Consider the following 476-nt stretch of genomic DNA (forward strand, 5'->3'; position numbering starts at 1 on the left):
TTTTTTTATTTATTTTTTTTAATTTATATCTTTTGTATAAATTACCTAAAAAAATTTTTTTTCTTCCAGAACCGATTCCTTTTATCAAAAAAATTGATAAAATATTAGAAACTTTAGGAAACGAATCTTTAAAAAAAGAAAAAGAACGACTTTATCAAGAGATTAAAGTACTTGAAGAACAAAAAACCCTTTTAGACAAACAAAACAATAAATATCAAAAAAAAACTCTCAATTAAAGAACAAAAAATTAATGATTTACAAAAAAAAATTGAAACACAAAGAATAGAATTAAAACAAATTGAAAAAGATTTGTCAAGAAAAACCATAGAAGCGGATAGTTAAACTGCTGCAAATAAGGCATCTTTGGTACCCAAAAAAACCGCATTAAGCGGTTTTAGTTAATATATTTGTTTATTTTTTTTGAATAGGCGTCCAAAACAATCGATCTCACTAAGGAAAAAGTTGCAAGATCGGAA

1 protein-coding gene is annotated in these 476 nt (G+C 24.2%); it reads left to right on the forward strand.

From position 1 onward, the window contains the following. A partial coding sequence (locus ON17_RS03630) for a hypothetical protein (protein WP_040849794.1) occupies window positions 1-236 on the forward strand: 236 nt, incomplete at its 5' end. Window positions 237-476 lie beyond the last annotated feature (240 nt).

The sequence above is a fragment of the Poinsettia branch-inducing phytoplasma str. JR1 genome (assembly GCF_000309465.1).
Taxonomy (GTDB): Bacteria; Bacillota_I; Bacilli_A; order Acholeplasmatales; family Acholeplasmataceae; genus Phytoplasma; species Phytoplasma pruni.